Source organism: Streptomyces sp. NPDC050439 (genome assembly GCF_040655335.1).
In the GTDB taxonomy this organism is placed as follows: domain Bacteria; phylum Actinomycetota; class Actinomycetes; order Streptomycetales; family Streptomycetaceae; genus Streptomyces.
Genome location: NZ_JBFAJT010000002.1, coordinates 1,070,631 through 1,094,267, shown reverse-complemented (window position 1 = coordinate 1,094,267; position 23,637 = coordinate 1,070,631). Strand labels below are relative to the sequence as shown.

At 71.2% G+C, this 23,637-nt stretch carries 15 protein-coding genes and 2 tRNA genes; 11 read left to right on the top strand and 6 right to left on the bottom strand.

The features are described 5' to 3' along the window. Positions 1 to 116: 116 nt before the first annotated feature. Together AB0I66_RS11970 and AB0I66_RS11965 are read right to left on the bottom strand one after the other, a co-directional pair. Positions 117 to 2,321, bottom strand: a complete 2,205-nt coding sequence (locus AB0I66_RS11970; protein WP_363207621.1) for a family 16 glycoside hydrolase — start codon at positions 2,319 to 2,321, stop codon at positions 117 to 119. Beyond that, positions 2,318 to 4,732: a ThuA domain-containing protein gene (locus AB0I66_RS11965; protein WP_363207888.1), complete on the bottom strand. Its 2,415-nt coding sequence runs from the start codon at positions 4,730 to 4,732 to the stop codon at positions 2,318 to 2,320. The genes AB0I66_RS11970 and AB0I66_RS11965 overlap by 4 nt, the downstream gene beginning before the upstream one ends. Before the next feature lie 332 nt (positions 4,733 to 5,064). Between AB0I66_RS11965 and AB0I66_RS11960 the strand changes: the two genes are divergently transcribed. Then, positions 5,065 to 6,063 carry a multicopper oxidase domain-containing protein gene (locus AB0I66_RS11960; RefSeq protein WP_363207620.1) on the top strand — a complete coding sequence of 333 codons (999 nt, stop codon included), beginning with the start codon at positions 5,065 to 5,067 and terminating at the stop codon, positions 6,061 to 6,063. 17 nt (positions 6,064 to 6,080) lie between these two features. Here AB0I66_RS11960 and AB0I66_RS11955 read toward each other — a convergent pair whose 3' ends face one another. Then, entirely contained in the window at positions 6,081 to 7,085 is a 1,005-nt protein-coding gene (locus tag AB0I66_RS11955; RefSeq protein WP_363207619.1) for a hypothetical protein, read from the bottom strand. Positions 7,086 to 7,235: 150 nt separating this feature from the next. Here AB0I66_RS11955 and AB0I66_RS11950 point away from each other — a divergent pair, with 150 nt between their 5' ends. The 3 genes from AB0I66_RS11950 to AB0I66_RS11940 all read left to right on the top strand — a co-directional run bounded on the left by AB0I66_RS11950 (position 7,236) and on the right by AB0I66_RS11940 (position 10,933). Further along, positions 7,236 to 8,834 carry a GMC family oxidoreductase N-terminal domain-containing protein gene (locus AB0I66_RS11950; protein ID WP_363207618.1) on the top strand — a complete coding sequence of 533 codons (1,599 nt, stop codon included), beginning with the start codon at positions 7,236 to 7,238 and terminating at the stop codon, positions 8,832 to 8,834. 116 nt (positions 8,835 to 8,950) lie between these two features. Then, the gene (locus AB0I66_RS11945; RefSeq protein WP_363207617.1) at positions 8,951 to 9,970 is read left to right on the top strand and encodes a LacI family DNA-binding transcriptional regulator; all 1,020 of its coding nucleotides are present in this window, start codon (positions 8,951 to 8,953) and stop codon (positions 9,968 to 9,970) included. Positions 9,971 to 10,684: 714 nt separating this feature from the next. Further along, positions 10,685 to 10,933, top strand: a complete 249-nt coding sequence (locus AB0I66_RS11940; protein ID WP_363207616.1) for a chaplin — start codon at positions 10,685 to 10,687, stop codon at positions 10,931 to 10,933. A 108-nt stretch (positions 10,934 to 11,041) separates the two neighbouring features. Here the strand turns inward: AB0I66_RS11940 and AB0I66_RS11935 are convergent, their stop codons facing one another. Next, a complete protein-coding gene (locus AB0I66_RS11935; RefSeq protein ID WP_363207615.1) occupies positions 11,042 to 12,268 on the bottom strand; it encodes a glycoside hydrolase family 64 protein in 1,227 nt (408 codons plus the stop codon). A gap of 223 nt (positions 12,269 to 12,491) precedes the next feature. Between AB0I66_RS11935 and AB0I66_RS11930 the strand changes: the two genes are divergently transcribed. Beyond that, positions 12,492 to 13,286 carry a VOC family protein gene (locus AB0I66_RS11930; protein ID WP_363207614.1) on the top strand — a complete coding sequence of 265 codons (795 nt, stop codon included), beginning with the start codon at positions 12,492 to 12,494 and terminating at the stop codon, positions 13,284 to 13,286. Between the two features lie 145 nt (positions 13,287 to 13,431). Continuing rightward, positions 13,432 to 13,671 carry a WhiB family transcriptional regulator gene (locus AB0I66_RS11925; RefSeq protein ID WP_160508634.1) on the top strand — a complete coding sequence of 80 codons (240 nt, stop codon included), beginning with the start codon at positions 13,432 to 13,434 and terminating at the stop codon, positions 13,669 to 13,671. 20 nt (positions 13,672 to 13,691) lie between these two features. On the opposite strand, the gene AB0I66_RS11920 is transcribed toward AB0I66_RS11925, so the two are convergent. Continuing rightward, entirely contained in the window at positions 13,692 to 16,163 is a 2,472-nt protein-coding gene (locus AB0I66_RS11920; RefSeq protein ID WP_363207613.1) for a hypothetical protein, read from the bottom strand. Between the two features lie 128 nt (positions 16,164 to 16,291). Between AB0I66_RS11920 and AB0I66_RS11915 the strand changes: the two genes are divergently transcribed. The 5 genes from AB0I66_RS11915 (at position 16,292) to AB0I66_RS11895 (ending at position 22,536) form a co-directional block, all read left to right on the top strand. Beyond that, positions 16,292 to 16,363 (top strand) — tRNA-Gly (locus AB0I66_RS11915). 31 nt (positions 16,364 to 16,394) lie between these two features. Beyond that, positions 16,395 to 17,798 carry an SDR family oxidoreductase gene (locus AB0I66_RS11910; RefSeq protein ID WP_363207612.1) on the top strand — a complete coding sequence of 468 codons (1,404 nt, stop codon included), beginning with the start codon at positions 16,395 to 16,397 and terminating at the stop codon, positions 17,796 to 17,798. Continuing rightward, positions 17,795 to 18,985 (top strand): ribonuclease inhibitor, encoded by a 1,191-nt coding sequence (locus AB0I66_RS11905; protein ID WP_363207611.1) that lies wholly within the window; start codon positions 17,795 to 17,797, stop codon positions 18,983 to 18,985. Before AB0I66_RS11910 ends, AB0I66_RS11905 begins: the two co-directional genes overlap by 4 nt. Positions 18,986 to 19,063: 78 nt before the next feature. After that, positions 19,064 to 19,136, top strand: a tRNA-Trp gene (locus AB0I66_RS11900). Between the two features lie 52 nt (positions 19,137 to 19,188). Next, positions 19,189 to 22,536, top strand: a complete 3,348-nt coding sequence (locus AB0I66_RS11895) for a hypothetical protein (RefSeq protein WP_363207610.1) — start codon at positions 19,189 to 19,191, stop codon at positions 22,534 to 22,536. Positions 22,537 to 22,570: 34 nt separating this feature from the next. Here the strand turns inward: AB0I66_RS11895 and AB0I66_RS11890 are convergent, their stop codons facing one another. Continuing rightward, positions 22,571 to 23,542 (bottom strand): acyl-ACP desaturase, encoded by a 972-nt coding sequence (locus AB0I66_RS11890; protein WP_363207609.1) that lies wholly within the window; start codon positions 23,540 to 23,542, stop codon positions 22,571 to 22,573. Positions 23,543 to 23,637 lie beyond the last annotated feature (95 nt).

Genomic DNA, 23,637 nt, shown 5'->3' with positions numbered 1-23,637 from the left:
GGTGGTTCCCCCGTGCCTCGATCCCGTTGATCAGAAGCATGCCGCACGCCACTGACAACGGCCCCCGCCCCCCTGGTCGGGGTGCGGGGGCCGAAGCCGTTGCCGGAGGTCGGCTCCTACAGCTCCTTGATCCTGATGTCCCGGTACGAGATCACGTCCGTGACCCCGTGCACCTGGAGCCCGACATAGCCGGACGAGTAACGCCGTCCGTCCGTGCCCGGGTCGTCGCCACGCGGCGGCGTGAAGACCTGGCCGCCCGTGTTGTCGAACTCGTTGATCAGGACGCCGTTGCGGTAGATCGAGTAGTGCTGGTCCACCACCTTGATCTCGTAGTCGTTCCACGTGCCCTTCGGGGTGACGCCGGCGCCGCCGAGACCCACCCGGTCGAAGCCGTAGATCGACCCCGTCTTGTACATGTCGCCGTCAGGCCGGTCGAGCATCTGCACCTCGTGCCCGTACTTGATGGCGACCCACTCCGGACGTGACTCCTCCGGGTGGTCGTGGACCTGCGGGAAGCGCACGAAGGCGCCGCCGTTGGCGTTGCCGTTGCCCGGCGCGTCGTCCCGCCACTGCAGCTTCAGCGAGAAGTCGCCGTACTTCCGCTCGGGGAACCACAGCATGCCCATGCCTTCGACGGTGGTGCTGCTGGTGATCGAACCGTCGGCGTTCAGGCCGAACTTGCCGCCACCGACCTGTTCCCACTTGTTCAGGGACTCCTGGGTGCCGTCGAAGATTTTGCGGTAGCCCTCGGTCTGGCCCGGCTTGCCGATGCCGGACTGCTTGGCGGCTTTGTTGATCTTGTTGTACTCGCGCTGGTCGATCTCACCGGCCTTCAGGAGCTTGTCCGTGACGCTCTTGACGTGCTTCAGGAAGAGCGCGTGGGACGTCCACTCCTTCTCGTCCTCGATCATCTCGTTGATCCGGCACCGGTTATTGGTGACGCGGTTCGGGATGCCCGTGTCGACCGTGCCGACGATGACCGTCAGACGCTCGTCGAACTCGGCGCAGTTGGGGGCCGGGACCCCGCCGCCCTCCGCGACGGTGAAGGACACGTCCTTGGCCACCGAGGTGTTGCCCGCCTTGTCGCTCGCGCGGTAGGCCACCGTGTGCCGGCCCACGCGGTCGACGACCACCGGGTCGCCGTACGCGAGATACGGGCCGCCGTCCAGGGAGTACTCGACCTTGTCGACCCCGGAGTCGGCGTCGGTCGCGCTGACCGAGACCTTCGCCTTGCCGACGTACGCGCCGTCCGAGTTCTTGGTGCCCTCGACCTTCGCGGTCGTCTCCGGCGGCGTCTTGTCCTCGACCGGCGGCGTGACCACGGTGAACTCGACGGACTTCTCGGCCGCCTGGTTGCCCGCCTTGTCCGACGCGCGGTAGCGGATCTTGTGCGCGCCCGCCGCGTGGACCATGACCGGCGCGGTGTAGGCCGTCCACTCGCCGCCGTCACCGACCGCGTACTCGATCTTGTTGACGCCGGAGCCGGTGTCGGACGCCGTCACGGTGACGGTCGCCATCCCGACGTACTCGCCCTTGTCGTTCTTCTCGCCGGTCACCGTCGCCGAGGTCTCCGGCGGCGTCTTGTCGTCGGTCGACGGCGGGACCACCGTGAAGTCGACGGACTTCTCCGCCGCCACGTTGCCCGCCTTGTCGCTCGCGCGATATCGGATCTTGTGGGTGCCGACCTGGTCGACGACCACGGGTGCCGTGTACGGCTGCCAGGGGCCGTCCGCCCCGACCGCGAACTCGGTCTTGTCGACGCCCGAACCCTCGTCGGTCGCCGTCACCGCGACGGTGGCGGAACCGACGTACGCGCCATCGGAGTTGGTCTGCCCTTCGACCTTGGCAGCGGTCTCGGGGGCGGTGGTGTCCTCGCCGCCGCCCTCGGTCACCACGAGGATGCCCTGCATGGAGCCGTGGCCGGGGATGGTGCAGTGGTAGCGGTACCGGCCGGGCGTCAGGGTGACCTCGGCCGTGTGCTTGCCGCCCTGGTCGTCGTTCGGGTTGGCCAGGATGTTCAGCGGTACGTCGTTGTTGTACTCGGGGTCCGAGACGTCGAACGTCAGCGTGTGCGGCATGCCGGTGTCGTTGCCGGTCGCCTTGCTGTTCTCGAAGACGATCGTCGTCGCGCCCGCGACCGCCGTGGTGGGCGCGGAGGCGTACTTGTCGATCGCGTTGTCCGCGGTCCAGGTCAGGGTCTGGGCCGCCGCCCTGCCCGGGTTGTCGGGCTGGCTCGCCGCCGTGGAGGTCAGGCCGAGCACCATCAGGAGCGACGCGAGAAGCGCCGTCCAGAGTCTTCGCTGTCGTACCGTCGGCATCATCCGGCCTTCCTTGCGAGGTCCTTGGCGGCCGGTGTGGCCGCGCCGCCCGAGTAAGTGACGCGCCATAGAGCCGACTTGGCGTCCGAGGTGAAGAACCCGCGGCCGTAGTCGAGGACATAGAGCGAACCGTCCGGGGCGAACTTCCAGTCCATGAGGTTCTTGATGCCGTCGTTGCCGATCGGGATGATCTTCTTCAGGGACTCGGCGTGCGTGGGCAGACCGCCCTTGCCGACCGTCTTCGGGTCGGTCAGGACCGCGTGCCGCGGCTGGTCGGCGTCGTAGAAGTCGCCGACGAACCATTTGCCGTCCCAGTACGAAGGCCACTTGTCCGCGCTGGTGTTGGCCGCGTCGAAGCGGTAGACCGGGCCGTTCATCGTGGCCTGGCCGCCGCCCTTGAGCCACGGCAGGAGGATCTTCTGCTCCTCCTGCTTGTAGCTCGGGACGCCCTTCGCGTCGCGCGGGTAGTCGACGCCGCCGCCCTGCGGCGAGTACCAGATGTTGTTCGGCTCGGCCGGCGGGATGTTGACCAGACCGTCGTTGTTGGGCGACTCGTTCTTGAGGTTCTTGCAGTCGTACCAGCCGAGCGGCTTCGTCGGGTCCGGCAGATTACGGTCGCGGTAGGGCTGGTTGTTGCCCATGCAGTACGGCCAGCCGCGGTTGGAGGCGTGGGTGATGGCGGCGAACGTGTCGTACTTCGCCGGGCCCCACGTCGTCGACGGCGCGCCCGCGTCCGGGCCGACCCAGCCCGCGTACAGCGTGTCCGTCTTCTTGTCGACGGAGATGCGCGCCGGGTTGCGGACACCCATCACATAGATCTCGCCGCGCGTCTTGCCGCCGCCCTCGTCCGGCTCCTTGCCGGTGAAGAGATTGCCCTCCGGGAGCGTGTACGTCCCGTCGGCCTCCGGGTGGATGCGCAGGATCTTGCCGTTGAGGTTGTTGGTGTTGCCCGCCGTGCGGCGCGCGTCGGCGAAGGAGACACCCTTGAAGTTGGGCTCCGGGTTGTTGCCGGAGTATCCGTTGCTGAAGCCCGACGAGTTGTTGTCGCCGGTCGCGATGTAGAGGTTGTTCTTGGAGTCCCACGCCATGCCGCCACCCGCGTGGCAGCAACTGTGGATCTGCACGGGCCACTTGAGCAGGACCTTCTCGCTGGCGAGGTCCAGCTTGTTCGTGGTCTGGTCGAGCGTGAAGCGCGAGACGTAACGCTCGGCCATGTGCGTCTCACGGTTGATCTTCGAGTGGGGTGTGTAGTGCAGGTACACCCAGCCGTTCTGCTCGAACTTCGGGTCGAGCTCGATGCCGAGCAGGCCCTCCTCGACCTTGATCAGCTCATCGCCGCCGCCCTTGTTGCCGAAGATCGTGAGCGCTCCGGCGAGCGTCGTCTTCTTGGTCTTGGGGTCGTAGACGTGGATCTCGCCCTTGCCCTTGCCGATGTTCGGGTTGTTCCAGTCGGTGATGACCGGCTGGGAGGAGTCGGCGCCGCCGCGGCCGATGTAGAAGACACGGCCGTCGGGCGCGGTGACCAGGCCGTGCGGCTCACCGATCTGGTCGTTCTGGCCCGGCTGGTTGGGCTGGGTCAGGCGCGACGCCTTGTAGTTGGCGGTGATGGTCGACTTGCAGTCGGCGCGCGCGATGCGGCTCGTCCAGAGCAGGGCGCCGCGCAGGTGCTGACGGAAGTCCGTCTCGTCGTACGAGGCCGCCGTGCCGCCCATACCGGTGTAGAAGGAGCGTCCGCCGTCGTAGTCACGGCACCAGGAGACCGGGTGGTCGGCGCCGTTCTTGCTCTCGCCGGGCTGGTAAGTGGACTCCCGTACGCGGGCCACGGTGTGGACCTCGCCGGTCGGGTTCTTGGTCCAGTTCAGCCACTGGTCGGGGCGCTTCCACTCCAGGGGCAGGTCCTTGGTGGCCGGATTCTCCCGGTCGCCGACCTCGACGGTGGCGCGCTGCACGTTCGTCGGGCTGGAGTCCGCCGGGCGGGCACCGATCAGGCCGGTGAACCAGGTCGAGTACGGCTCGGCGCGGGCCGCGTCATGGATGCCGACGAAACCGCCGCCCGCCTCCATGAAGGCCTCGAGGCCGGCTTCCTGCTCGGCGTCGAGGACGTCGCCGCCACCGGTCAGGAAGGCCACGGCGTTGAACTTGCCGAGCTTGGCCTCGTTCGTGAAGACCGAGGGATCGGCGGTCGCCACGATCTTGAACCGCTCGGCGGCCGGACCGCTCTGGCCGATCTTCTCGATGGCCTCGATGCCGGCGTTCACGACGGGCGACTCGTCGCCGTCCGCCGCCGAGCCGTGGAAGACGAGGACGCGCACGTTCGCCTGGCCGGGCGGTGACGGCAGGGACATCGTTGTCAACGGTGGCTCGGGATAGGGCCGCGCGGTGGCGGCCTGTGTGGAGAGCGCGCCGGTGACCATGACCCCGGAGATCAGGGCAGCGGCCCAGGCGCGGCGTGCGCGGCTCCGGTTGTGGTCGTTGCGGTTCGTTCTGCGTCTGGCTCTGCTCAACCCTCGTACAGCCAAGGGCTCTTGATGCGGTGTGAGCCGCATGAGTACACCCACCCCTCGTCGGTCACAGCAACAGGCGCGGACGAAGCTAGACCTCTTTTTGCCATGCGCCAATAGGTACGGACGGAATACCGCGAACTTTGTCCTGCGTGTGGATAAACGCAGATCTCCCCGATACCGTGTGGCCGTCCCGGGGGCCGCCTGCGCCCCGTCAGTCTCCGTACCGCAGTGGGGAGTTCGGCATGGACCGACGCAGCTTCAACCGACGGATGCTCGTGGGCGGAGCGGTCGCGACGGCCGGGGTGACATCGTTGTCGCTGGCCACCGCGCCCGAGGCGAGCACGGCCGAAGGGCCCAAGACGGCCCCCGCGGGCGGCGAGGTGCGCCGCATCAAGATGTACGCCGAGAAGCTGCCGGACGGGCAGATGGGCTACGGCCTGGAGAAGGGCAAGGCGTCGATCCCCGGCCCGCTCATCGAGCTGAACGAGGGCGACACCCTGCACATCGAGTTCGAGAACACGATGGACGTGGACGCCAGCCTGCACGTGCACGGCATGGACTACGAGATCTCCAGCGACGGCACCAGACACACCAAGAGCCACGTCGAGCCGGGCGGCAAGCGGACCTACACCTGGCGCACCCACGCGCCGGGCCGCCGCAAGGACGGCACCTGGCGCCCCGGCACGGCGGGCTACTGGCACTACCACGACCACGTCGTCGGCACCGATCACGGGACGGGCGGCGTGCGCAAGGGGCTCTACGGCGCGCTGGTCGTGCGGCGCAAGGGCGACCTGCTGCCGGACAAGACGTTCACGATCGTCTTCAACGACATGACGATCAACAACAAGGCGGGCCACGACAGCCCCAACTTCGAGGCCACCGTGGGCGATCGGATCGAGTTCATCTCGATCACGCACGGCGAGTACTACCACACGTTCCACGTCCACGGTCACCGCTGGGCGGACAACCGCACGGGCCTTCTGACCGGCCCCGACGACCCGAGCCAGGTCCTCGACGACAAGATCACCGGGCCCGGTGACTCCTTCGGCTTCCAGGTCATCGCGGGGGAGGGGGTGGGCGCGGGCGCGTGGATGTACCACTGCCATGTGCAGAGCCACTCCGACATGGGCATGGCCGGGTACTTCCTGGTGAAGAAGGCGGACGGCACCATCCCGGACTACGAGCCGCATCATCCTTCGGCCGCGAAGAAGTCCGGTGCGTCCGGGCACGATCACGGATAGGGCGTCGGGGCGCGGCGTCACACGGTGAGGGCGCCGATGTCGAGGACGGTCCACGCCCTGAACGGCTCCACCTGTACGTAGATCCGCGGGCCGCGGCTGACGGTCCTGCGCTGCCCGAGCGGGTCTCCGTCGGGGCCGACGAGCCGTCCGGAGGCGTACGGCCGGACCTCCTCGTGCCACAGCTCGGCGTGCACGAGCCGGTCGTGCTCGTCGCCGTACCCGCCGAAGAAGGTCACCTGACCCTTGCCCACGGCCAGCGCGTGGGCGCCCGCCACGTCGTTCGCGCGCTGCCGGACCGCGCGGCCCGTGCGGGCCCCCAGGCCCGTGCGGACCTCCAAGAGGGAGAAGTCGGTGTAGGCGCAGACCCAGACCGCTTCGTCCGTCACATTGAGGGCGTAACAGTCGTAGATCTCGCTCGTGCCCTTCGACGCCTCGTACACCCACAGGGGCTCGCCCTGCGCACTCCAGCAGCGCAGGCCCGGGTGGCTGAGCTCGTCGTCCCCGAAGACGCCTTCGTCGAAGTAGCCGACCCACAGCCGCCCGGCCCGATCGGTCAGGAGCGACTCGATGCCGTCGCCGACGCGGAAAGCCCAGGACTCCCGCCCGAGCGCGTCGAAGATCTGCACGTGCTGCTCGGATCTGCGGCTGCGCGCGTCCGCCACGACGAAGCCGCCGTCGGGCAGCGCGTCGACCTGCGGGAAGCGAGCCCGCACCGCGCTGAGCTCCGACGCGTGGTCCCTGCCGTCGGTGTCGACGGTGACGACCACCGCGTCGTACGGCTTCATCGCGCCACGTCCGGGACCCGGTTGGCGCGCGGTGAGCAGCCAGTGGGCCTGCCCGAAGGCGTCGACGGTGCTGTGCGCGATGTGGCGGTCGTGAAAGCGGCGGGGCAGCCGCGCGTACGGGGTGAGCGGCGTGTCCGGCGTGTCCGGCGTCTTCGGCGCGTGGGGCCGGGAGAGGGGCCGAGCGCTCTGCGCGGTCGGCCGGGTGCGGTGCTCGGCGTCGCCCTTTCTGTTCGTCATGTGGAGATCGTGTAGGACAGGCCGATCCTCGCGCCATCCCTTTACCCAGAGGTGCACGTTGGGTGTACTCCTTGTACGCGTCATCCACGCGCAGCACCCGTACGTCCCCTGTGCGCATCCCTCCGTGAACTGCCATTCAAGGGAGCCGAGTTGAGCAAGGACAGCGTGTACGACTACGTCATCGTCGGTGCCGGTTCCGCGGGATGCGTCCTCGCCGCGCGGCTCTCCGAAGACCCCGCGGTGCGGGTGGCGCTCGTCGAGTCGGGGCCACGCGACCGCAAGCCCGAGATCCGCGTCCCGGCGGCTTTCCCGAAGCTGTTCAAGACGCCCTACGACTGGGACTACTGCACCGTGAAGCAGTCCGCGCTCGACGGCCGTGAACTGTACTGGCCGCGCGGCCACACGCTGGGCGGCTCGTCCTCGATGAACGCCATGATGTGGGTGCGCGGCCACCGCGACGACTACAACGCCTGGGGTGAGGCCGCGGGGCCCGAGTGGTCCTACGACGCGTTGGAGCCGTACTTCCGGCGCGCGGAGCGGTGGGCGGGCGGGGCGGGCGGCTCCGGCGCGGGCAGCGTGTACGGCAGTGACGGGCCGCTCTGGATCTCGCCGCCACGCGCCCTCAACCCGACCACCGGCGCGTTCCTCGATGCCTGCCGCGACGCCGGCCTGCGCGAGCTGACGGAGCTGAACGAGCCGGACCACAGCGGCTTCGCGCCCACCCCGGTCAACCAGCGCCGCGGGCGCCGGTGGAGCGCCGCCGACGGGTACCTGAAACCGGCCAGGCGGCGCCGCAACCTGGACGTCCTGACCGAAGCGCGGGTCCGCAGGCTGGAGTTCGACGGGACGCGCGTGGCCGGGGTCATCGCCGACGGCGTCCCCGGCAAGCTGATCGCCCGCCGCGAGGTGCTGCTCAGCGCGGGCGCCATCGGCTCCCCGCAGCTTCTCCAGGCCTCCGGTGTCGGCGACCCCGACGACCTCGCGAGGGCGGGCATCGAACCGCGCATCGAGTCCCGCGGCGTGGGCCGCAACCTCCAGGACCATCTCGCCTACGCGGTCACCATGCGCTGCCCGGAGCCCGTCACGCTGACCGGCGCGGACTCCCTCGCCAATGTCGGCCGGTTCCTGCTCGGCGGGCGTGGCCCGCTCACGTCGAACGTCGGCGAGGCCGTCGCCTTCATCAAGACGCGGCCGGAACTGGCCGCCCCCGACATCGAGTTGGTCTACGCCCCCGTCCCCTTCGTGCAGCACGGCCTGACCCCGCCCACCGAACACGGCATCACGATCGGCGTGGTGCTGCTCCAGCCGGAGAGCGAGGGGCGGATCACGCCGAGGGGACCGGGCGTCGGCTCCGCGCCGCTCATCGACCCCGGATATCTGTCGGCCGAGGCCGACATCCGCACGCTCGTCGCCGGGGTGCGCCGCGCCGAGGAGCTTCTCGCGGGGCCCGCGCTCGGTCCGTACACGTCGGGGCCGCTGGCGCCGCATCCGGGCACGGTCGACGACGCGACGCTCGCCCGGACGATCCGCGGGGCCTCCGAGACCCTCTACCACCCGGTCGGCACCTGCCGGATGGGCCTCGACAAGGCCTCCGTCACCGATCCGACGCTCCGGGTGCGGGGGACGTCGGCGCTGCGGGTCGTGGATGCCTCCGTCATGCCGCGGATCACGCGCGGCCACACGCACGCGCCCACGGTGGCGCTCGCGGAGAAGGCGGCCGAGCTGATCAGGGCGGACGCGCGGGCGTGAGGAGGGCGGGTGACAAGGGCGGGTGACAAAGGCGGGGTCAGGGGGATGTCCCCCGCCCCCGCCGTCCGGTCGTATCCTGACCGGCGCACCAGCCAGCCGCCCCCGAGGAGCCCCACGTGACCGAGCCGTCGAGCGTCGCCCCGCGCCCCACCCTGGAGGCCGTGGCCGCCCGAGCCGGGGTCTCGCGGGCCACGGTGTCCCGTGTCGTCAACGGCGACACGGGCGTACGGGAGGTGCTGGCCGAGAAGGTCAGGCTGGCCGTCGACGAGCTCGGCTACGTCCCGAACCGTGCCGCCCGCAGTCTGGTGACCCGGCGGCATGACGCGGTCGCCGTGGTGATCGCGGAGCCGGAGACCCGGGTCTTCGCCGACCCCTTCTTCGCACTTCAACTACGGGGCATCAGTAAGGAATTGACGTCACGCGACGTCCAGCTGGTGCTGCTGCTCACGGAGGGGCGGGACGATCACATGCGGGTCGGCCGCTACCTGGCCGGTGGCCATGTGGACGGCGCCCTCGTCTTCTCCCTGCACCTGGACGATCCGCTGCCCGGCATCATCCAGGGCGCGGGGGTGCCGACGGTCTTCGGCGGCCGGCCCGGGTGGCCGGACGGGACGGTGACGACTCCGTACGTCGACTGCGACAACCGCGGCGGGGCGAGGGAGGCGGTCCGCCACCTTCTCTCGCTGGGGCGCACGCGGATCGCGCACATCAGCGGAGCGCTCGACCAGACGTCGGCCGTGGATCGCCTCGACGGCTTCCGTGACGTGCTTCCGGAGGCGGGGGAGAGGTTCGTCGCGCACGGCGACTTCACCCCGGCGGGCGGTGAGCGGGCGATGCGTGAGCTCCTTGACCGCGTCCCCGACGTCGACGCGGTCTTCGCCGCCAACGACCTGACGGCGTCGGGGGCGCTTCGGGTGCTCCGCGAGCGGGGGAAGCGGGTGCCGGAGGACGTCGCGGTGGTCGGCTTCGACGACATGCTGGCGGTCGCCGAACAGGTGGACCCACCGCTGACGACGGTGCGCCAGGACATCGAGGAGATGGGCCGCCTCATGGCCCGAATGCTGCTGTCCCGTGACGACCTCCCCCCAGAAAGCGTGGTCCTCCCGACAAAACTGGTCCGACGAGCGTCGGCGTAACAAGAGATCCCCCTGCTCCCGCTGGTTTCCCGGCCCCGCGCCGCCCGGCCACGGACCGCGCCCGGCCCGCACGCACCACCGGAACCCCGCCTGCCGGACACTCCACAGCACGACCCGGCAGCCCTGCCCGCCGCCGTGCCGCCATGCAACCCTCCCCCCACGGCGTCCGCTGCTGGCCCGGTGCTTGCAGCCGCTGTGCTGCGTCGCCGTTCGTCGGCCGCCCGCCTCCCGGCGCCGTCGCCCTGACGTCCGGGCCCCACGGTCTTGCCGCCGTGCAACCTGCCGGACCGCCCCGGCCTCGGTCGTCACCGCCGCTGTGCCGCCCGGCCGGCGGCCGCTTCCGGCGCCGTCGTCCTGAGGCCCGGGGCCGCCCTCCATGGACTTGTCGCCGTGCAGCCCCGGCGTCCCGCCCCGGCCCTGGTGGTAACCGCCGCTGTGTTGTGTCGCCGTCCGGCCGGTGGGCGCCTCCGCCGCCCGTGGCCCGGGTCCCCACGGACCTGCCGCCCTGCAGCCCGGCGCCCGTTGTCCGCCGAGTCCTCACCGTGGCCGTGCCGTTTCGCCGTCCCCCTCCGGCGCCGCCACTCGGCGGCCCGAGACCGCCCTCCGTCCCACGAACGAGTGCCCTCGTTCCGCCGCACGGGCCACCCGTGTTTTTGTCGCACCGATGCCGGGTGAGGCTCGGTGCAGCACTTCCACTCTTCCGGAGGTAACACCATGCGCAAGTGCGCGATCCTGGCAGCAGCGGCCTTCGCCGCGGTCACCGTCATCGGCGGTGCCGGTACGGCCGCCGCCACTGCCGGCCCCGGCCCCGGTGCCTACGCCGAGGGCACGGCTCAGAACTCGCCGGGCGTCCTGAGCGGCAACGTCGTCCAGGTTCCCGTCGAGATCCCGGTCAACGTGTGCGGCAACTCGCTGAACGTCGTCGGTCTTCTGAACCCGGCAGCCGGCAATAAGTGCAAGTAGGTCTCCGGAACGGCGGGCGATCCCTGCCGGACGGCATGCCGCCCCGTCGCGACCAGTGCGCGACGGGGCGGTGCACGTGTGGGGGGTGGGCCTGCTCGGGAGCCGGTGTCAGGAGCCGACGCTCACCGTGAACCGGCGCGGGTTGCCGTCGTGCGCCGCCCCGGACACATCGGGCTCGCCGTCAGGCCGGACGTCGTCGTACGGGAACGCGTAACCGATGGGCGAGTTCGCGTGCACCACACGGGCCCAGTGGTTGGTCACGTCACCCTTGTAGTAGTCCCCCGCGCCGGCCCCGTTCGGCTGCTCCGCGTGCGACAGCATGATGCTGCGGTTGAAGCCCGCCGCGAGCCGCGCGAGCAGGCCCTTCTTGTCGTCGGAGTCCCCGGGGTTGTTGGTGAAGGGCCCGTGGTTGCAGGTGAAGATGTCCTTGGACGTCGGCTTCGAGAACGTGTGCCCGCCGTTGAACGTCAGCGTGTCGCCGCTCACTCGACCCGTGAACACGCCCCGCCCGCCCTGGAGGTCGATCTTCAGGTCGGTGCCGCGGTACTTCTCCCACGCCTCGTCGATGTAGCTGTTCCACACGTCCCGGAACGGCATCTCGTTCGGGCGGTCGAAGTACGGGGCCATGAGATTCTGCGGCGAGATGACCCGGAGCACCTTGTCGCCGTCGCCGCGGATCACCAGATCGCCCCAGGGCTGCCCGTCCTTCTCGCCCTGGGCCACGAGATCGGCGGCTATCTTGTCGACGGCGCCGTCCGGCAACGGGGCCACCGTGTGCGTGCCGTCGCCCTCCAGGGTCAGCCCGATGGGCAGGGCCGTGACGAGGTCGACGTAGCTGATGTTGGCGTACAACTGCGAGCTGTTGAAGGTGAATTCGCAGAACGACCAGGTGCGCCCGTAGTTGGCGTCCTCCTTGGTCGCGAAGGCGGGCTCGACCAGCGAAGGGCCGGGGTTCAGGAAGAAGTCCAGCTTGTCGTCCCGCACGAAGTAGACCCGAGCGCCGTACATCTGAGGCAACGTCAGCACCTTCGGCGCCGAACCTGCCGCGCCCAGCGGAATCGCGCAGTCGACCGGCAGCGGAGTCTCGGGGGCCGACGGTGAGTCGGGACGGTAGACGCCCCCGTCCGGCTTCAGCAGGACCCAGCGGTCGGTGCCCTGCTCGTGTCCGGTGACGTAGGCGCGCACCTCGCCGGGCAACGACTTGTTCTGCAGGGCGAGTTCACAGGTCGCGGGCGCGGCCTTGGCGCCGGGGCTGAGGGCGCTTCCCCAGACGGGATAGGTGAGGGCTCCGGCGGCACCGGCGGCAGTGGACAGGAACACTCGACGCGAAATCACGGAAGGTCTCCCGGGATGTGTGGGGGGATGTCATGCGGCCGTGTGGGGGGTGGTGGCCGTGTGGTGCGACCACTGTTGCGTCGGCCAATTCCGTCGTCAAGAGTTGTGACTGAGAGCGCTCTCAGAATCTTGTTTCTTTCACAAGGTGGCAGCACGCGCGCACTGTCAGTGGTGGGTGTCAGACTCAGAAGGACGGCAGAGAGATGCGACAAAGGAGTCGATCATGCTCAATACCCGTTATGTCGCGGGCGCTCCCACGTGGGTGGACCTCGGCACCCCGGATCTTGAAGGCGTCCACGCCTTCTACCGCGCACTGTTCGGATGGGAGTTCCGCTCCGGCGGCGCCGAATTCGGTGGATATGGCATGTATCAGGCGGACGGGAAGACCGTGGCAGGCGCCATGACCGTCCCCGCCGACCAGGCGCCCCCGTCCTGGACGATCTACTTCAAGACGACGGACGCCGACGCGACGGTGAAGGCGGTCGAGCAGGCCGGCGGCAGCATGGTGTACGAGGTGATGGACGTGGGCGACCTGGGTCGCATGGCCGTCCTGAACGACGCCCAGGGCGTCGCCTTCGCGGTGTGGCAGCCGGGCACGAACAAGGGCCTCGACCTGGTCGACGCCCCGAACAGCATGTGCTGGACCGAGCTCTACACCCCGGACATCACCGCGGCCCAGGAGTTCTATGCCTCCGTGTTCGGCTGGGGCGCCACCACCCAGGCCTTCGAGGGCGGTTCGTACACGATGGTGCACCCCGCGGGCGGCACCGCGGACGACATGTTCGCGGGCCTGTGGCCGCTGTCCGACGCCCCGGACGAAGCCGAGGCCGGGCCGTACTGGACTCCGTACTTCCAGGTGACCGACATCGACGCGGTGCTCGCCGAGGTGGAGCCAGCCGGGGGCGCGGTGCGGGTGGCCCGCACGGACCTCGCGGGCGTCGGCAGCTTCGCCAAGCTCGCCGATCCCTCGGGGGCGCGCTTCGCGCTGATGCAGCCGGAGGCGCCGGGCGCGGGTTGACAGTGGCGGTCACGGGGCGGAGGCAGAGGTGACTTCAGGCTGAAGGCGCCCGAAACAGCGCACGTCAGGCGCCCGAAACAGTGCACGTCGCAGCGTTGATCGTTCGTTGATTTCCTGTTTCGCGCGGCCTGCCAGCATCGGCGGCATGCAGATCGACATGACAGCCGAGCCGGAACTCGCCTGGCAGGAGCAGGCCCTGTGCGCCCAGACCGGATCCGAGTTCTTCTTCCCTGAACCGGGCAGCTCGGTGCGCGAGGCCAAGTACATCTGCCAGCTCTGCGAGATGCGCCCCGCGTGTCTCGAGTACGCCCTGGCCCATGACGAGCGGTTCGGCGTCTGGGGCGGCCTCTCGGAGAAGGAGAGGCTCAGTCTCAGACGCACCTGATCCCCTCACGTGCGCGTCCCTCAGGCGTACGTGACCGTGAACCTCCTCGTGCCCGCCGGGATGTGTACGTCGTCCCCCGTCACCGTCAGGTCGCGGCCGTCCGCCGTGACCGCCCGCACCGGGCCGAACCGGCACGGATAGACGTACCGCACCCGCTTCGGCGCCCGCGTGATGTCCACGGTCACCTTCCGTGCGCCCGCGTCGTGGGTGAGCCGGTAGCCGAAGGGCGCGCCGAACAGGTTCGGGGCGTCGTCGACGGCCACCGTGGCGCCGTCCGGCACCCAGTGCGGGCGTATGCCCGGAGCGATGTAGAGGTGCGGGTCGCGGTCCTCGTCGGCCTCGAAGAAGAGGATGTCGCGGAGCAGGAGCAGATACTCCGCCGCCGCCCAGCCGTGCGGGATGTCCCCCATGTACCAGTGGCGGCCCGGAACTTCGCGGTAGTCGGAGGCGATGGGGAAGGCGTGCTGCTCGTTCCACGCGCCGAGCGCCACCGCACGCTCGTCGGTCCGCGGCAGCGACGCGCCGATGATCCAGCCGAGCAGTGCGTCCATCCGCTCGGTGTCACCGGCCAGCAGATAAGCATGCGCCAACTGCGTCGTGAGATAGGGACCGTAGGTGTTCCAGGCCGCTTCGTGGCGGTATCCGCCGGTCACGAAGTGCGCGTACATCGTGTCGAGCGTCCAGCGGGCCGCCCGGTCGATGTCCTCGCCCAGCTTGCTGCCCATGTGCAGCCGCAGCGGGTGGAAGAACGCCGCCGCTCCGATCATCGTCGAGTCGAGCCGTCCGACGTCGGCGGGCCCGGTCGGGATGTACGTCTCCCAGGCGCCCTGCCTGCGCTGCTCCTCAAGCACCCAGCGGATCGAGGCGGCCGTGGCCCGCTTCAAGTCGTCGAAGGCGCCCCAGAGTTCGGAGACGTCGGGCGACCCGAGCCGCTCCGCGAGTCGCGCGGCCTCGTAGAGCCCTGCCAGGCCCCACAGGTCGTCCCAGTAGTGCGGCTTGTGGCGCTCGCCGAGATGTTCGGCGCTCCAGCCGCTGTGCAGCAGGCCGTTCTGGTCGCGGTTGTCCCGCAGCCACCGGGCGCCGTCGATGACGTACGGCGTGTAGAGCTTGGCGCCGAACGCGGTGGCCCGGCCGTGTGTCCGGTCGAAGCGGCCGATCGCCCACAGTGCCTGGCCGTTGCTGTCCCACTCCCGGTCGTCCTTCTCGTGCGGGCCGCCGTAGAAGCCGTACTCCGCGCACGGCCCGATGCGGCCCGAACCGCGGTTGAACTTGAGCGGATAGTGCGTGCCCAACTGGCGCTCGGCCAGCGACGCGTCGCCGACCAGCGAGCACGCGGTGGCCTCGACGGACGAGTCACGGATCCAGAAGGAGTCGTACACCGTCGGCCCCGGATGGATCTCGCCGTGGTCGGAGAGGATCAGGAGCTGCGAGCGGCACTGGCGGAACTGGTCGGCCAAGTGGGCGACGGGCTGCGGCAGTTGTGGCTGGAGTCCGCGCGCGATCAGCTTGTCCGTCCAGAAGACCCGGTTGGCCTCCTCCAGCTCCGCGGCGGGAGTGGCCTTGATCTCCGCCAGATCGGCGGACCCGCTGTAGAGGTCGACGGGAAGCCGCACGTCGAGTTCGAACAGCTCGTCGTCGGCGATCCGGTAGGGCCAGGCGAACGCGGCGCTGCACATCCCGGCGATCTGGTCCTGCGCCTGCACGGCGCCGTTCAGCTTGCCGCCCGTGACGAGGTCGTGGAACGGATTGCGGGTCAGATAGGAGCCAGGGTCGTACGTGAAGTCCGGGTTGCCGTACACGCCGAACTGCTCGGGGGCCGTGTCGAACACCGGGCCCCAGCCCGAGTTCGTCTCCACCCGCCCCTCGTCGGGCAGATGGCGCAGGTACGTCAGACGCCGGTCAGTGATCTGCCGGCCGTTGCGGTCGTGCCGCTGGAAGCCGCTCGGACCCGCGGGCATGACGGCCGCGCACAGCCAGCCCTCGCGCGGCTGCCCGGTCGCGCTGCCCACGGTCAGCCGGGTCACGACGAGGTCCCGCTGCCGGGGGCCGATCGCCGTCCCGAAGGTGCGCTGCACGAACTCGGTCCCGTCGGCGGTGCGGAACGTCGTCAGGACCACCGGCAGATGGGGCGCCTCCATGCGCTGGCCGACGGCACCGGCGTCCGTCAGCTGCGGAAGGCGGACGGCGCCGGTCGACGGTGAGTAGAGGAAGAAGGACAGGCAGTACTTGTCGTAGACCGGTTCGATCTCGCCCGCCTGCCCGATCAGGGACTCCTGCCGGTGGTCCTTGACGCCCACCATGTGCCAGTAGCGGTACAGGGCGTTGGAGGCGAAGGCGGCCTCCTTGGATTCGTAGGTTCCCGAGTCGAAGTCGTCGCTCCAGCGCCGGAAGGCTGCCTGGGCCCACCACGGAACGGGGTAGGGCATCTGAGCCCGTCCCGCCCAGCCGCGCCACATGACCTCGTAGAACATCCATTCATGGGTCTGTGCCATGGGTTCCACCCCCGTGCCCACCGTTGCACCGGGGCGGGCGGTCGTAAATCGGTTCGGCACGGGGGTCTTGTGCGGTTACGATCCGGGAGCGCGGGCGGACCGAAGACTCCTGGTCCGCGGGTGTGTGGGGTCCTGTAGAGCAGAGGCAGACTCACCGCTTTGCCAAGGCGGATACGCCGGTTCGAATCCGGTCGGGACCACGAGTGGACGGGACGGGCGGGGCGGTACGGCATGAGTGAGAGCGGCGCGACCGGCGGGGTGATCGGCGAGGCGGTCAGTGGGACGGTCAGTGAGGCCGACCTCGCGGTCTTCCACGACGTGGTCGGCAGGCTCCGCGCGCTGCCCGTCGACGACCCCGCGCGGCTGCGCGCCGAGCAGGTCGCCGCGTCCTTCGCCCGCGACGGACGGCTGCGCAGGCGCAAGGCGCGCGGAGCCGAACTCTCCGCCGCCGACGCCGCCGTCATGGCCGCCACCGCCACCGGGGCCGACGACCGCAGGGAGGACGCGCCGCTGGTCGCCGACGAGGCCGCGGGGCCCGTGAGCGTCGCGGGAGTCTTCCGGCGGCCCCGGCCCTGCTACGTCTGCAAGGCGTCGTATCGACAGGTCGACTCCTTCTACCACCGGCTCTGCCCGGACTGCGCCGCCGACAACCGAGCCCGGCGCGGGCTCGCCACCGATCTGAGCGGGCGCCGGGCGCTGCTCACCGGGGCCCGCGTGAAGATCGGCTTCCAGCTGGCCCTGATGATGCTGCGCGACGGCGTGGAACTCCTGGTCACCAGCCGCTTCCCGCACGACACGCAGCGCCGCTTCCGTGCCGTGCCCGGCAGCGAGAAGTGGCTCGACCGGCTCACGGTGCTCGCCGTCGACCTGCGTGACCCGCGCCAAGTCCTCGGCCTGTGCGAGGACTTGCGCCGGGCGGGCGAACCGCTGGACATCCTGGTCAACAACGCGGCGCAGACGGTGCGCAGGCCGCCCGAGTCGTACGCGGCGCTCACGGCGGGGGAGTCGGCGCGGCTGCCCGCCGGGGCTCGCGGCGCGCCCGGATTCCGCCCGATGGCGGCGTCGGCGCTGGAGGGCTCCGCCGCGACGCGGGGCGCGCTCGCTCTCGTCTTGAACGAGGCCGACGAGGCGGGCCTGTTGCGTGATCCCTCGCCGGAGAACTCCTGGTCGGCCCGGCTCGGTGACCTCGACCCCGCCGAGGTCCTGGAGACCCAGCTGGTCAACGCGCTGGCCCCGGCCCTGCTCTGCGATCGGTTGCTGCCGCTGCTGCTCGCCTCGCCGCGCCCCCACAGGTACATCGTCAACGTCACCGCGGTCGAGGGCCGCTTCGCGGTGCGCAACAAGATGGCCGGGCATCCGCACACGAACATGGCCAAGGCCGCCCTGAACATGCTCACGCGTACGAGCGCCGCCGAACTCGCCGAACAAGGCGTGCACATGTGCGCCGTCGACACCGGGTGGATCACCGACGAGAACCCCGCGCCGAAGAAGGACCGCATCGCCGACGCGGGCTTCCGCACTCCCCTGGACGTGGTGGACGGCGCGGCCCGGGTCTACGACCCGATCGTGCGCGGCGAGGCGGGCGCGCCGGTCTCGGGAGTCTTCCTCAAGGACTACCGGGAGGCGCAGTGGTGAACGAGCTTGGGGCGCCGCGGTTCGCGGGTGTGCCGCGCGTCGAAGCGCGCCCCCTCGCCGAACTGGCCCCCCTCATCGCCTGGTTGCGCGACGGGAGGACGCCGAACGAGCGGCTCGACTTCGCGGCCGGGACGGTGCTTCCGGACGGGCGGCTCGACTTGTGCAAGCAGGCGATCGGAGCGCAGGGCGCCGCGCTGGTCGCCGAGGTGCTGCGAGCCGAGCACGCCGAACAGGAGCCACGCGTACGGCACTTGCTGCTCGGCACGGACGGCCTGGGTGACGAGGGAGCGGCCCTCGCGGCGGCGGCCGCGACCGGCGAGGCGGGCCCCACCGGAGTCGAGACGCTCTACCTGGGCTGCAACGGCATCACCGCCGGCGGCGCCTGCCGCATCGCGGACCAGCTGCGTGCCTCGCCGCAGGTCGTGACCGGTCTCTGGCTCAAACGCAATCCGCTGGGTGCGGGTGCGGGAGCCGCCGCGACCGAACTGATCGATTCCGTACGTACGTTGCGCACTCTCGACCTCGTCCAGACCGGCCTGGACGCGGCCGGAACAGCGGCCCTCACCGACGCCCTGCTTGCGGCGGCCGGTGCCGGACGAGGCGTCGAGCGGGTCTTCCTGGGCGGCAACCCGCTCGGACCGTCGGGCGCGGCCCCGCTGGCCGAGCTGATCGCCCGGGGCGGAGTGCGTGAACTGTATGTATCGGCAGCGGGGTTGGGCGACGAGGGAGCGCTGTTGATCGCGGAGGCGCTGGAACGCGCGGAGCCGGGCGTGCTCGACCGCCTGGCCCTCGCCAGCAACGGCATCGGGCCGCGAGCCGCCGCCCGGCTCGTCGCGGCCTCCGTGAGCGCAGGGGTACGACTGCTCGACCTCGGCCGGGTGCGTGCCGCGAGGACGCTCGGAGCGCCGGACAACCACGTCGACGACACGGCGGCCGCAGCCATCGCGGAGAGCCTCGCCGCGGTCGAACACCGTCTGTCGCATCTGGTGCTCGCCCACACCGGCCTGCGCAGTCGCGAGGCCCACCGCCTCCTCGACACCGCCGCCCACGCGCGCACACCCACCCGCTTCGTCCTCGGCCAGGGCATCGCGGCGAGCATCAAACGCCGCCTCGCCGCCCGCAGTGCCCACATCCCGGCACCGGCGACCCCACGGGACGTGGCGGCGGTACGCAGCGTTCACCGTTGAGCTCGCGAGGCGGAACCTTCCTCACAAACCCGAATCCCGGGCCCTCGGACCGCCCTGGGGATACGATTCACCGCAAGGCGGGGCGTAGCGCAGGGGCTGTCGCGCCGGTCTCCAAAACCGGAACACGCTGGTTCGATTCCAGCCGCCCCGCCCCCTTGGCAATTGGTTGCCCCCGAGCCGGTCCCACCGGGCACAATCCGTGCATGGCTCCGCACGAGAAGACCGCCGCCCACTATCTGCTCTCCGACCTCGACCCGCTGCCCCATCCGCGGCGGGTGCGGGAGATCGCCGAGAGTGCCCGGGACCTCGCGGGGCGCGGGGCGCTGCGGTCCGTCATCGAGGAGCTCGAGCGCGGCGGCCCGTACGAGCGCGGGGTGGCCGTCCTGCTGGCCAGTGCCGGTGGGGACGCCGAGTGGATTGCGGCGCGGATCGCCGACCCCGACCCCTTCGTGCGCGGGCACGCGCTGCGGGTCGCGCGGAGCCACGGAGTGCCGGACGCCGCCTTCGAGGCCGCGCTCGACGACGCTCCCGAGGTGGTGCGGCGGCAGCTGCTGCGGGCGATCGTCGCCGGACGCCGCACCGCGCTCGCCGATCGCCTCATCGACCCGCTGCGCAGGCGGTGGGGCGACGCCGAGGCGGCCAGGCTGCTCCCCGGCTGCTCGGGTCCCGTGGTCGAGCGGCTGCTGCCCGGCCTCTTCCACGCCGTACGGGGCTGGCGCCCGCTGGCGCGACGCCACGCGGGAGCCCTGCTCGACGTCGCCGGACGTGAACTCGACGCGCTGCCCGTCGCGCTGCGGGACGCGTGGTGGCAGCGGTACGCGGCGGGGGTCGCGGCCGTCACGGAGGCGGAACCGACCCGGGTGCTCGACCTCCTCGAACGGTTCGCGCCCAGCGTGTTTCCGCCGCGTCTGCGCTCGCATCTCGGTGTGCTGGCCGATGCCGCGCCGACTCGTGTCCTGGCGATCCTCTCCGGGCCCTGGGGGTGGGCGCTGCGCCACAGCGGCCGGCTCACGGCTCCTGTGCTGCGCAAACTCGCCCGCGTCGGTCTGCCCGAACTGCGCGCCTACGCCCGCACCGTCGCCGACGACTCCGCCGAACTCGCCCGGCTGATGCTCGCCCACCCGCCCGCCGAACGGGTCGCCGTCCACGCGCTCGCCGTCGAGGGACGCGGCGCGGGACACGTCACCGTCGACGGGGTCATCCTCGGCGCGCTGCCCCGCAGCGCCGTCGCCGACGAGGCGCGACGGACGGCCGAACGGGTCAGGGAGAGCGGCGGCCACTGGAGTGCCGTCCTGCTCGCCGAGTCCTTCCTGCCCTGCGCCGAGGTGCGCGACCGGCTCGTCGCGGCGACCCGGCGGCCCGCGGCCGACGACCGCGCGCAGGCCTGGCCGCTGCTCGTCCGCAATGCCGCCCGCTCCGGCGAACAGGCCCAGGTCACCGCCGTACTCGAAGAGATGACCCGGCTCGCCAACGAGCAGGACCCCGTGCGGTCCGCCGCCCTGACCGCGCTCGCCCGGACCCGCCCCGCCCTCTTCGGGGCCGACGCGGAACCGTTCCTCGACCGGATCTCCGCCGACGCCGTCGCGGCGCGCGACTCCTCGCACCTCACCCGCGGCAGCCTCAGCCGCCTGGCCGTCGCCGTCCTGCGGGAGCACGCGGCGGGCGGGCAGCGGGAGTTGGTGAACTGGGCGCTGCGCACGCTCGTCCGCATATCCGGCAACACCGGCGGCGCCGACCTCGGGCGCCTGGACCACACGCTGCGCCGCGGCCAGGAGCACGACGTGTTCGAGGCGCTGCGTCCCTGGATCGAGGCGGGCGCGGAGAAGGCCGACTACAGCCTGGTCTTCGCGCTGGCCCGCGCGGTCGGCCGGCGTGCCGCGGGAATGCGGGAGTTGCAGGAACTCCTCTGGCAGGCCATCCGGTTCGGCAGCAACGCGACGGTGTCGCGAGCGGTCGACCTGTGGTTGCAGCCACCCGCGACCCGTGATGAACGCGTCGCCCGCGTCCTGGCGCACGAACAGTCGACCGCAGTGCTCACGCCGGTCCACACCGTGCTGTGCTCCCGCCGCACGGACCTGCTCGACCCCCTCCTCTCCGCGACGCCGCCCTACGGACGCTTCCTGACCAAGGGCGCGGCCTGGACCCTGCCGGCCGACGCCCGCCAGATAAGCCGGTGGCTGCCACGCCAACAGGACGCGCTGTCGCGGCAGTTGGAGCAGCTCGCCGGTGACGCGGGGCTTCCGAAGTGGGACCGGGCCGAGGCGATCGCACGCGGTGCGTGCATTCCCGGCGCGGGGCAGGAACTCGTACGCCGCTGGACCGGATCGTCCGACACCGTGCTCGCCGAGGCGGCCATCGGCGCCCTCGCCCATACCTCGCGGCCCGGGGACGCACTGCCCGACCTGCTCGCGCACGCGGGTGGCGAGCGGGCGCGGGTCGCGGTGTACGCGGCGACGCGGGCGTCACGGCATGTACCGCCCTCCCGGCTCGCGCCGCTGCTGCGCGACGTCCTGTGCGGGCCCGGCAAGAAGGTCACGAGCCGCAAGGAGGCCGCGCGTCTGGCCGCCGTACGGCTGCCCGCGCCCCAGGCGGCGGCGCTGCTCGGCGACGCCTATGAGACGCCGGACGCCCACCGCGACGTACGCGCGGCGTGTGTCGCCTTCGCGGGCGGGCTGCTCGGCGAGGAGCGGGTGTGGGCGCTGCTGAGGGACGCGGCCGGGGGCGATGCGGTGCTGCGCACGGCGGTGCTCCGGGTCAGGCCCCTCGACCTGGCGCGGGAGCATCGGGAGCGGTACGCCCGCCTGGTGCGCGAGGCGGTCGGGGCCGAGGACGACGAGGCGGCGGGCCAGGCGCTCGCCGCCCTGGCACGGTGGGCCCCGTGGTCGCCGGACGCGGCATCGGTCCTCGCGCACGCGGCCGCGGACCTCGACCGGCGGACCACCTGGCAGGTGGCCGCGCGGGGCCTCGTGACGGCGGCGGCCACCGCGCCCGGAGGCGGCGAGGCGCTGTGCGGCGCCCTCGCCTCGCTGGCGGGTTCCGAAGTGCCCGATGCGCCGGGCCGGGATCTGCCCGCGCGGCGGCGGATCGAATATGTGGCCCGGACACTGGCCGACGAGGGCGAGGTGTACCGGACCGCTGCCCTGCGGGCGGCCGAGCTTCTGGCCGGGTACGGGGGTTTCGTGCCGCAGGCCGCCGAGGTGCTGGCCGGCGCCGCGGCGCTGGACGACGAGCCCGCGGACGTGGCGGCCGCGCTGTCGCGCCTGGCCCGGCTGCACGAGGAGCGGCCCGCGCTGGCCGTGCGAACGGCGTCGACGCTGGGCGCGCGCCTGTCCGACGTGGAGGGGGAGACGGCATCGCTGCTGTCCGTGGCCCGCCGCCTTGCCGAGGACGGCAGCCTCGCGTCCGGACTCTTCGCCGTGGCGGCGGTGGAGTCCCTCGGGGAGCGGACCGGCTGGCCCGCGGCCTGGCGGGATGTGCTGGGGGCCCTGCGGGGCCACGGCGTCCCGGACGTCCGGGACGCCGCGCTGACGGTGTGCACGACGGGGGAGTGACGGTGCAGCCGGCACCCCGCAGGGGTGGGGTGCCCTACTTGCCGCGAGCCGCCATCCGAGCCTTGCGGGTGGCGAGCTTCTCGTCGAACTTGGCGGCCTCGGTGTCCAGGCCGTTCATGTACAGGCCGAGCTCTTCCTGCGCCTTGAGACCCTCGGGGCCGAGCCCGTCGATGTCCATGACCTTCAGGTAGCGAAGGACGGGCTGGATCACGTCGTCGTGGTGGATGCGCATGTTGTAGATCTCGCCGATCGCCATCTGCGCGGCGGCTCGCTCGAAGCCGGGCATGCCGTGACCGGGCATCCGGAAGTTGACGACGACGTCGCGCACGGACTGCATGGTCAGGTCCGGGGCGAGCTCGAAGGCCGCGCCCAGGAGGTTGCGGTAGAAGACCATGTGCAGGTTCTCGTCGGTGGCGATGCGCGCCAGCATGCGGTCGCAGACCGGGTCGCCCGACTGGTGGCCGGTGTTGCGGTGCGAGACGCGGGTCGCGAGCTCCTGGAAGGCCACGTACGCGACGGAGTGCAGCATCGAGTGCCGGTTGTCGGACTCGAAGCCCTCGGCCATGTGGGCCATGCGGAACTGCTCGAGCTTGTCCGGGTCGACGGCGCGCGAGGCCAGGAGGTAGTCGCGCATCACGATGCCGTGGCGGCCCTCCTCGGCGGTCCAGCGGTGCACCCAGGTGCCCCAGGCGCCGTCGCGGCCGAAGAGGGAGGCGATCTCGTGGTGGTAGCTGGGGAGGTTGTCCTCGGTCAGCAGGTTGACGACGAGGGCGACCTTGCCGATGTCGGTCACCTTGGACTGCTCGGGCTCCCAGGCTTCGCCGTCCTCGAAGTAGCCGGGGAAGTTCCGTGCGTCCGAGAAGGGGACGTACTCGTGCGGCATCCAGTCCTTCGCCACCTTCAGGTGGCGGTTGAGCTCCTTCTCGACCACTTCTTCCAGAGCGAACAGCAACCGGGCGTCGGTCCAGTCGTCCGTGCTGCCGAGGTGGGGAGAGGTGATCGTCACGGGGGCTCCAGGGGGGACGGGAGTTCTTACGGTTTACGTGCGTAGGGGTTACGCGGTAGCACGAGCGGTGGTACCTACCTACGGTCTCGTAGGTT

Excerpts from the sequence above, each read along its gene's own strand:
- AB0I66_RS11910 (WP_363207612.1), top strand. The coding sequence starts at position 16,395 with ATGAGTGAGAGCGGCGCGACCGGCGGGGTGATCGGCGAGGCGGTCAGT.
- AB0I66_RS11895 (WP_363207610.1), top strand. The coding sequence starts at position 19,189 with ATGGCTCCGCACGAGAAGACCGCCGCCCACTATCTGCTCTCCGACCTC.
- AB0I66_RS11930 (WP_363207614.1), top strand. The coding sequence starts at position 12,492 with ATGCTCAATACCCGTTATGTCGCGGGCGCTCCCACGTGGGTGGACCTC.
- AB0I66_RS11925 (WP_160508634.1), top strand. The coding sequence starts at position 13,432 with ATGCAGATCGACATGACAGCCGAGCCGGAACTCGCCTGGCAGGAGCAG.
- AB0I66_RS11965 (WP_363207888.1), bottom strand. The coding sequence starts at position 4,732 with ATGGTCACCGGCGCGCTCTCCACACAGGCCGCCACCGCGCGGCCCTAT.
- AB0I66_RS11970 (WP_363207621.1), bottom strand. The coding sequence starts at position 2,321 with ATGATGCCGACGGTACGACAGCGAAGACTCTGGACGGCGCTTCTCGCG.
- AB0I66_RS11955 (WP_363207619.1), bottom strand. The coding sequence starts at position 7,085 with ATGACGAACAGAAAGGGCGACGCCGAGCACCGCACCCGGCCGACCGCG.
- AB0I66_RS11960 (WP_363207620.1), top strand. The coding sequence starts at position 5,065 with ATGGACCGACGCAGCTTCAACCGACGGATGCTCGTGGGCGGAGCGGTC.
- AB0I66_RS11920 (WP_363207613.1), bottom strand. The coding sequence starts at position 16,163 with ATGGCACAGACCCATGAATGGATGTTCTACGAGGTCATGTGGCGCGGC.
- AB0I66_RS11940 (WP_363207616.1), top strand. The coding sequence starts at position 10,685 with ATGCGCAAGTGCGCGATCCTGGCAGCAGCGGCCTTCGCCGCGGTCACC.